Source organism: Agromyces sp. NPDC055658, from assembly GCF_053618155.1.
The window spans coordinates 46,105-53,664 of sequence record NZ_JBSHHD010000029.1 but is presented as its reverse complement, the minus strand read 5'-3'; the positions used below and the strand labels follow the sequence as shown (position 1 = coordinate 53,664).

The window sequence follows — 7,560 nt, the reverse complement described above, 5'->3', positions numbered from 1 at the left end:
CCAGCGGGGCCCTGTGGCCAGCACTAGTCCGCCGCGGGCGGCCACTACCACGCCGCCGACGACGGCGACGGCGGGCCAGGCGGTCGCCACGGCGGCGCCCACGAGCTCGGCCGTCGGTCCGTCGCCGGCGACGCCCGTCGCCTCGGTGACCGACGCCGAGACGGCGGCCACGGGGTCGGCGAGTGCGAGCCAGGCGGCGAGCACGAGGCATCCGCCCAGCACGATCTCGAGCACGCCGAGCACGACCCTGATCGCGGGACCGGCGAGGGCGAGCGCCGCGGCGAGGGCGAGGCCGGCGAGGCCGAGCGCGGCCAGCGCCGGGGAGGCGACGCTGCCGGGTACCGCGATGACCTCGGCGTTCACGTGCGCGCCGGTGCCGCTCGCGAGGACGAGGCCGAACCAGGTCTGGCTCCATGCCAGCAGGGCGAGGCCCGATCCGACCACGGAGGCGATGATCGCGGGGAGCTTCATGCGGGCGCGGCTCACGACTCCACCCTCCGCATCGCGTTGGCGACGGCGACGGCCCGAAGCGGCGCGGCCGCCTTGTTGCGCGACTCCTCGAACTCGCTCGCGGGGTCGGAGTCCGCGACGAGGCCCGCACCCGCCTGCACGCGGGCGACACCCCCCGAGATCGCCGCCGTGCGGATCGCGATCGCGAGGTCGGCGTCGCCGCCGAATCCGAAGTACCCGACCACTCCCCCGTACAGTCCGCGCTGGGCGGGTTCGAGCTCGTCGATGATCTCGAGCGCCCGCGGCTTCGGCGCGCCGGAGAGGGTGCCGGCGGGGAACGTCGCCCGGAACACCTCGATCGCGTTCACACCGGGCTCGAGGTCGCCCTCCACCGAGGACACGAGGTGCATGATGTGGCTGAACCGCTCGACCCGCATGAACTCGGTCACCTCGACCGAGCCGGCTGCGCAGACCTTCGCGAGGTCGTTGCGCGCGAGGTCGACGAGCATGAGGTGCTCGGCCTGCTCCTTCGGGTCGGCGACGAGCGCCGCCTCGAGGTCGGCGTCCTCCTCGGGGGTCGCACCGCGGGGCTTGGATCCCGCGATCGGGTGCGTGAAGACGCGTCCGTGCTGCACCTTGACGAGGGCCTCGGGCGACGACCCGACGATCCAGTAGGGCTCGCCCGCTGCATCCTCGAGGTGGAGGTAGTACATGTAGGGGCTCGGGTTGAGGCTGCGCAGCACCCGGTAGACGTCGAGCGCCGGCGCGGTCGCCTCGTGCTCGAATCGCTGGGAGATGACGACCTGGAAGACGTCGCCGTCGCGGATGAAGTCCTTCGACCGGTCCACCGCCGCCAGGAAGTCGGCCTCTGCGGTGCGATGCGTCGGCGTCGCGGCCCGGGCGAGGTCGATCTCGGCCAGCCACGCCTCCGCCGGGGTGGCGAGGCCCCGCTGCATGCGGTCGAGGCGCTCCTGCGCGTCGTCCCACAGCTCGCGGGCGTCGGCGCCGGTGTCGTTCAGCACCGAGGCGATGAGCTGCACGGTGCCCGTGCGGTGGTCGATGACCACGAGCTCGGCGACGAACGCGAACGCCTGCCCAGGGATCGAGGACTCGGCCGGCGGCCGGTCGGGCAGGTGCTCGATCTGGCGCACCGCCTCCCAGCCGATGAAGCCGACGAGGCCGCCGGTCAGCGGCGGCGCGCCCGGAACGTCCTCCGTGCGCCAGCGCTCGAACAGCGCCTCGAGCGCCGCGAGCGGCGGCAGCCGGGATGCCTCGCCGAGCGCCCGCTCCGCCGACAGCCCGTGGTCGTGCCATTCGACGCGGTCGTCGTGCTCGGTGATGACGCCGTACGACGAGACGCCGACGAACGAGTAGCGCGACCAGATGCCGCCCTGCTCCGCGGACTCGAGCAGGAAGGTGCCCGGGCGCCCCTCGGCGAGCTTGCGGTAGATGCCGACCGGGGTCTCGCCGTCGGCGAAGAGCTCGCGCACGACGGGCACCACCCGACGGCCGGCGAGCAGGCCCGAGAACTCGTCGAAGGTCGTCGTGGCGGTCATCGTGTCTCCTCGTCGCGTGTGTCGGTCGGGGTGGCCGGTCCGTCAGCCGACAGGCGCCGGATCATCGGGAAGCCGCCCCTGCACGACGTCGATCGGGTCGCCGTCGAAGCAGGTGCGGGTGCCCGTGTGGCAGGCCGCACCGATCTGCTCGACCTTCACGAGCAGGGTGTCTGCGTCGCAGTCGAGCGCGGCCGAGCGCACGTACTGGGCGTGGCCCGACGTGTCGCCCTTGCGCCAGTACTCCTGGCGCGAGCGCGACCAGAACGTGACCCGGCCCTCCGTGAGCGTGCGGCGCAGCGCCTCGCGGTCCATCCAGCCGAGCATGAGCATCTCGCCGGTGTCCCACTGCTGGATCACGGCGGGCAGGAGCCCCTGATCATTGAAGACGGCACGTTCGAGCGCCTGCTCCGCGGTCGACGGGTTCTCGTTCATCGCACGATCCTTCCGTCGGCCGCGAGCGCCTGCTTGACCTCGCCGATCGTCAGCTCGCCGTTGTGGAAGACCGAGGCCGCGAGCACCGCGTCGGCGCCCGCTGCGATCGCGGGCGGGAAGTCGGCGACGCGACCCGCGCCGCCGGAGGCGATGACGGGCACCGTCGACAGCTCGTGCATGAGGGCGGTGAGCTCGAGGTCGAAGCCCTGCTTCGTGCCGTCGGCGTCGATCGAGTTCACGAGCAGCTCGCCGGCGCCGAGCCCGATCGCACGCCGGGCCCACTCGAGCGCGTCGAGGTCGGTCTCGGTGCGGCCGCCGTGGGTCGTCACGACGAAGCCCGACTCGGTGCGTTCGGATCGCTTGACGTCGAGCGACAGCACGCAGACCTGCGCGCCGAAGCGGTCGGCGATCTCGGCCACGAGCGCGGGCCGGGCGATCGCCGCGCTGTTCACGCCGATCTTGTCGGCGCCGTGGCCGAGCAGCCGCGCGACGTCGTCGGTCGAGCGCACGCCGCCGCCGACGGTGAGCGGGATGAACACCTGCTCGGCGACGCGCTGCACCATGTCGTAGGTCGTCGACCGGTCGTCGACCGTCGCGGTCACGTCGAGGAACGTCAGCTCGTCGGCGCCCTGTTCGGCATAGCGGGCGGCGAGCTCGACGGGGTCTCCGGCATCGCGCAGGTTCTGGAAGTTGACGCCCTTCACGACGCGGCCGGCGGCGACGTCGAGGCACGGGATCACGCGGACGGCGAGGCTCATGCGCTCACCTCACAACCGTGCCGCGTGGATGGCGCTCACGAGGATCGCACGAGCGCCGAGGGCGTAGAGCTCGTCCATCACGTGGTTCATGTCGACGCGCGGGATCATGACGCGCACGGCGACCCACTCGGGGTCGTGCAGGGGCGACACCGTCGGCGACTCGAAGCCGGGCGCCGCAGCGGTCGCCTGCTCGAGGTGCTCGACCGGCACGTCGTAGTCGAGGAGAACGTACTGCCGGGCGACGAGGACGCCCTGGAGGCGCCGCAGCAGCGTCGCCGCGCCGGGCTTGTCGACGCCCGAGCCGATGAGCACCGCCTCGGACTCGAGGATGACGGGCCCGAAGATCTCGAGCCCGGCCTGACGCAGGGTCGCACCCGTCGACACGACGTCGGCGACCGCGTCGGCCACGCCGAGCCGCACGGCCGACTCGACCGCGCCGTCGAGCTTCACGAGCTTCGACGGGGTGACGCCCCGGCCCGTGAGGAAGGCGCCGACGAGGCCGGGATAGCTCGTCGCGACGCGGACGCCCTCGAGGTCGCCGAGCTCGGCGAACCGGCCGGCCGGGCCTGCGAACCGGAAGGTCGAGTCGCCGAAACCGAGCGGGGCGATCTCCGAGGCATCCGACCCGGAGTCGAGCAGGAGGTCGCGACCGGTGATGCCGACGTCGAGCGCGCCCGACCCGACGTAGGTCGCGATGTCGCGCGGCCGCAGGTAGAAGAACTCCACCCCGTTCCGCGGGTCGGCGGTGTGCAGGTCGCGCTGGTCCCGGCGACCGGTGTACCCGGCCTCCCACAGCATCTGCGCGGCGGTCTCGGCGAGCGAACCCTTGTTGGGCACGGCGATTCTGAGCATGTCTGAGCTTTCGTGTCGACGGAACTGATCGGGCATGGCGCGATCAGAGATGTCGGTACACGTCGGCCGGCGAGAGCCCCTTCGCGAGCATGAGCACCTGCAGGTGGTAGAGCAGCTGCGAGATCTCTTCGGCCGTCTCGGCGTCGCTCTGGTACTCGGCGGCCATCCACACCTCGGCGGCCTCTTCGACGATCTTCTTGCCGATGGCGTGCACGCCGGCGTCGAGCTCGCGCACGGTGCCGGAACCCTCTGGGCGGGTGCGGGCCTTGTCGCTCAGCTCGACGAAGAGTTCGTCGAAGGTCTTCACGCTCACAGACTACCGGTGGCGGCGAGGGGTCAGTGCGCGTGGGTCGCTGCGGCGGCCCGCAGGGCGGCGATCTGGTCCTCGGGGATGCCGCGGAACACCGCCGAGCCGGCGACGAACGTGTCGGCCCCCGCCTCGGCCGCGATGCCGATCGTGTCGACCGTGACGCCGCCGTCGACCTGCAGCCACACGTCGAGGCCGCGAGCGCGAACGGCGTCGGCCACGCGCCGCAGCTTCGGCATGGTCTCGGGCATGAACGACTGCCCGCCGAACCCCGGCTCGACCGTCATCACGAGCACCTGGTCGAACTCGTGCAGGACCTCGAGGAAGGGCTCGGCCTCGGTCCCGGGCTTCAGTGCGATGCCGGCTCGGGCCCCGATCTCGCGCAGGCGGCGAGCGACGGCGACGGGATCGCTCGCGGCCTCGACATGGAACGTCACACTCGCAGCGCCCAGCTCCGCGTAGCCGGGCGCCCAGCGGTCGGGATCGTCGATCATGAGGTGCACGTCGAGCGGGATCGGGCTCGTCGCCTGGATGCGCTCGACCATCTGCGGACCGAACGTGAGGTTCGGCACGAAGTGGTTGTCCATGACGTCGACGTGCACCAGGTCGGCGGTCGCGATGCGGGTGAGCTCGTGCTCGATGTTCGCGAAGTCGGCGGCCAGGATGCTCGGGTTGATGCGCGTCGTCATGGGCAGCAGCCTAGCCAGCGGCGGGATGCCTCGTGCCGGCGCCGACCTCGGCCGCGTGGTGCCGCCCTCAGGCGCTGCGGCGGACGAGCGCGATGAACATGGCGTCGGTGCCGTGCCGGTGCGGCCACAGCTGCACGGTCTCGGCGTCGCCGGCGAGATCGAGCTGCTCGCGCGCGACCGACTGCAGCACCGCGCGCGTGTCGAGCTGCTCGAGCTCGGGGTGGCGCTGCAGCCCCGCGCGGAGGGTGCCGCGCGTCTCGGCGGTGTGCGGCGAGCAGGTGACGTAGGCGAGGACGCCGCCGGGTGCGAGCAGGCGCACGGCATGGTCGAACAGCTCGCCCTGGAGCCTCGTGAGCTCGGGCACGTCGGCGGGCTGCTTGCGCCAGCGTGCTTCCGGCCGGCGCCGGAGCGCGCCGAGTCCGGTGCACGGCGCATCGAGCAGGATGCGATCGAAGCCGCCCTCCGCACCGAGTGCGACGGCCGCGGTCTCGCGTCCGTCGCCGACGGAGACGTGGACCTCGAGCGGGACGCCGGCGATCGCGCGGCGCACGAGTTCTGCCCGGGCGGGCACGAGTTCGTTGGCGACGAGCGTCGCATCGGCGGCGAGCGCCTCCGCCGCGAGGATCGCGGTCTTGCCCCCGGGGCCGGCGCAGAGATCGAGCCAACGCTCCCCCGGACGGACCGGCGCCGCCCTCGTGAGGGCGAGTGCTGCGAGCTGCGACCCTTCGTCCTGCACGCGGACGCGGCCCTCGTGCGCGGCGACGAGGGCGAGCGGCCGGTCGGCCGTGAAGCCGATCGGCGAGAAACGGTTCGGGGTGCCGAGCGCCGCGGCATCCTCGTCGCCGAGACCCGGCAGGGCGACGAGGTTCACCCGCGGAGCGGCGTTGTCGGCCTCGAGCAGGTCATCGAGTTCGTCGGCGCGACCTTCGCCGTCGAGCGCGGCGCGCAGGGCGCGCACGACCCACTCGGGGTGGGAGGCGAGCACGGCCGTGCGGGCGTCGCCGTCGTACTCGGCGGCGACCGCGTCGCGCCACTCCTCGGCGCTCGTGCGGGAGATCGTGCGGAGCACGCCGTTCACGAACCCGCTCGCCGTCGGCGCGACGCGCTTCGCGATGACGACCTGCTCGTTGACGGCCGCGTGCGTGGGCACCCGAGTCGAGAGCAGCTGGTGCACGCCGAGGCGGAGCACGTCGAGCACGGGCGGGTCGATGCGGTCGACGGGACGGCCCGCGGCGATCGCGATGACCGCGTCGTAGAAGCCCAGCATCCGGAGGGTCCCGTACGTGAGCTCGGTCGCGAGCGCGGCGTCGGCTTCGGTCAGACGGGAGCGCTCGATGCGATTCGGCAGCAGCAGGTTGGCGTACGCCTCGTCGTCGCGGACGGCCTCGAGCACCTCGAATGCGACGATGCGCGGCGGCGACACCCTGACCTGCGCGGGTGCGCGTCTGCGGTCGGGCCTGCGGGAGCGGCGTTCGTCGTTCACCCGTCAACTGTACGCGGCGCCGGCGCGGCCCGGCGATGCGCCGCTACTCGAGCTTGCGCGTCTCCGGCGCGAGTCCGCGTGCCCAATCGGCCCCGGCCATCGCGCCCTTGCCGGCGGGCTGCACGCGCACGAGCTCGACGGGCTCGGTCGCGGTGCCGACGAGCACGCGCCGGCGCTCGGGGCGCAGCTCGCCGGGGGCGAGCACGCCCTGCTCCCCCGCCTGCCCGAACTCGACCGGCCGCGCCTCGAGCACCTTGAGCCGTTCGCCGCCGATCGTCGTCCACGCACCCGGTTCGGGGGTCACCCCGCGGTACCTCGCGAGCACCGCGCGTGCGTCACCCGTCCAGTCGAGGCGGCCGTCGTCGATCGTGAGCTTCGGCGCGAAGCTCGGCTCGCCCGCCTGCGGCACCGCGACCGCCGTGCCGCCGGCGATGCCATCGACCACCGCGGCGAGCACCTCGGCCCCCTCGTCGGCGAGCAGCTCGAGGGCGCCGCCGGCGGTCAGCCCGTCGGCGGCCGGACGCCGGTGCACCGCGAAGACGTCGCCCGCGTCGAGCTCGGGCACCAGCTGGAAGACGGATGCCGCGAGCTCGGCGTCGCGGGCGATGATCGAGTGCTGCACGGGAGCGGCCCCGCGCCAGGCGGGAAGCGCCGAGAAATGCAGGTTGATCCACCCGTGTCGCGGCAGCGAGAGCAGCGGCTCGCGCACGAGACCGCCGTACGCGACGATGACGCCCAGATCGGGACGGAGCGCCTCGATGCCGGCCGTCGCCGCGTCGTCGAGTCGGGCGGCCTTCACGACGGGAAGCCCCAGCCGCTCGGCCGCGGCCGCCACCGGCGACGGCGTGAGCACTCGCTTGCGGCCGAGCGGGGCGTCGGGCCGCGTGACGACGCCGACGATCTCGTGGGGGCCCGCGGCGAGGCGTTCGAGGCTGGGCACGGCCGGGGCGGGCGTTCCGGCGAAGACGAGGCGCAGGGTGTTCACCCGGCCATTCTTCCGGATCCCGACGACGGGCTCGCTCGGCGACGTGCG

General features: G+C 73.3%; 9 protein-coding genes. All 9 read right to left on the bottom strand.

Features of this window, described 5'->3' with window-relative positions; all coding sequences use genetic code 11:
• On the bottom strand, positions 1-486 hold a 486-nt coding region (locus ACWGPE_RS14165; RefSeq protein ID WP_452048928.1), incomplete at its 3' end, for a Trp biosynthesis-associated membrane protein.
• Positions 483-2,006 carry an anthranilate synthase component I gene (locus tag ACWGPE_RS14160; RefSeq protein WP_231430912.1) on the bottom strand — a complete coding sequence of 508 codons (1,524 nt, stop codon included), beginning with the start codon at positions 2,004-2,006 and terminating at the stop codon, positions 483-485. The genes ACWGPE_RS14165 and ACWGPE_RS14160, both read right to left, overlap by 4 nt.
• Positions 2,007-2,048: 42 nt before the next feature.
• Positions 2,049-2,438: a phosphoribosyl-AMP cyclohydrolase gene (gene hisI, locus ACWGPE_RS14155; RefSeq protein ID WP_231430911.1), complete on the bottom strand. Its 390-nt coding sequence runs from the start codon at positions 2,436-2,438 to the stop codon at positions 2,049-2,051.
• On the bottom strand, positions 2,435-3,196 hold the full coding sequence (hisF, locus tag ACWGPE_RS14150; RefSeq protein WP_231430910.1) for an imidazole glycerol phosphate synthase subunit HisF: 762 nt from the start codon (positions 3,194-3,196) through the stop codon (positions 2,435-2,437). The genes hisI and hisF overlap by 4 nt, the downstream gene beginning before the upstream one ends.
• Positions 3,197-3,205: 9 nt before the next feature.
• Positions 3,206-4,048, bottom strand: a complete 843-nt coding sequence (hisG, locus tag ACWGPE_RS14145; protein ID WP_231430909.1) for an ATP phosphoribosyltransferase — start codon at positions 4,046-4,048, stop codon at positions 3,206-3,208.
• Between the two features lie 43 nt (positions 4,049-4,091).
• Positions 4,092-4,355 carry a phosphoribosyl-ATP diphosphatase gene (locus ACWGPE_RS14140; protein WP_157424159.1) on the bottom strand — a complete coding sequence of 88 codons (264 nt, stop codon included), beginning with the start codon at positions 4,353-4,355 and terminating at the stop codon, positions 4,092-4,094.
• A 29-nt stretch (positions 4,356-4,384) separates the two neighbouring features.
• Positions 4,385-5,044 carry a ribulose-phosphate 3-epimerase gene (rpe, locus tag ACWGPE_RS14135; protein WP_231430908.1) on the bottom strand — a complete coding sequence of 220 codons (660 nt, stop codon included), beginning with the start codon at positions 5,042-5,044 and terminating at the stop codon, positions 4,385-4,387.
• A 67-nt stretch (positions 5,045-5,111) separates the two neighbouring features.
• Positions 5,112-6,527: an RsmB/NOP family class I SAM-dependent RNA methyltransferase gene (locus ACWGPE_RS14130; protein ID WP_374201115.1), complete on the bottom strand. Its 1,416-nt coding sequence runs from the start codon at positions 6,525-6,527 to the stop codon at positions 5,112-5,114.
• A 43-nt stretch (positions 6,528-6,570) separates the two neighbouring features.
• Positions 6,571-7,503, bottom strand: a complete 933-nt coding sequence (gene fmt, locus ACWGPE_RS14125; RefSeq protein ID WP_452048930.1) for a methionyl-tRNA formyltransferase — start codon at positions 7,501-7,503, stop codon at positions 6,571-6,573.
• Positions 7,504-7,560: the final 57 nt, after the last annotated feature.

Coding starts and splice junctions, on each gene's coding strand:
- hisG (WP_231430909.1), bottom strand. CDS start 4,048: ATGCTCAGAATCGCCGTGCCCAACAAGGGTTCGCTCGCCGAGACCGCC.
- hisI (WP_231430911.1), bottom strand. CDS start 2,438: ATGAACGAGAACCCGTCGACCGCGGAGCAGGCGCTCGAACGTGCCGTC.
- ACWGPE_RS14160 (WP_231430912.1), bottom strand. CDS start 2,006: ATGACCGCCACGACGACCTTCGACGAGTTCTCGGGCCTGCTCGCCGGC.
- hisF (WP_231430910.1), bottom strand. CDS start 3,196: ATGAGCCTCGCCGTCCGCGTGATCCCGTGCCTCGACGTCGCCGCCGGC.
- rpe (WP_231430908.1), bottom strand. CDS start 5,044: ATGACGACGCGCATCAACCCGAGCATCCTGGCCGCCGACTTCGCGAAC.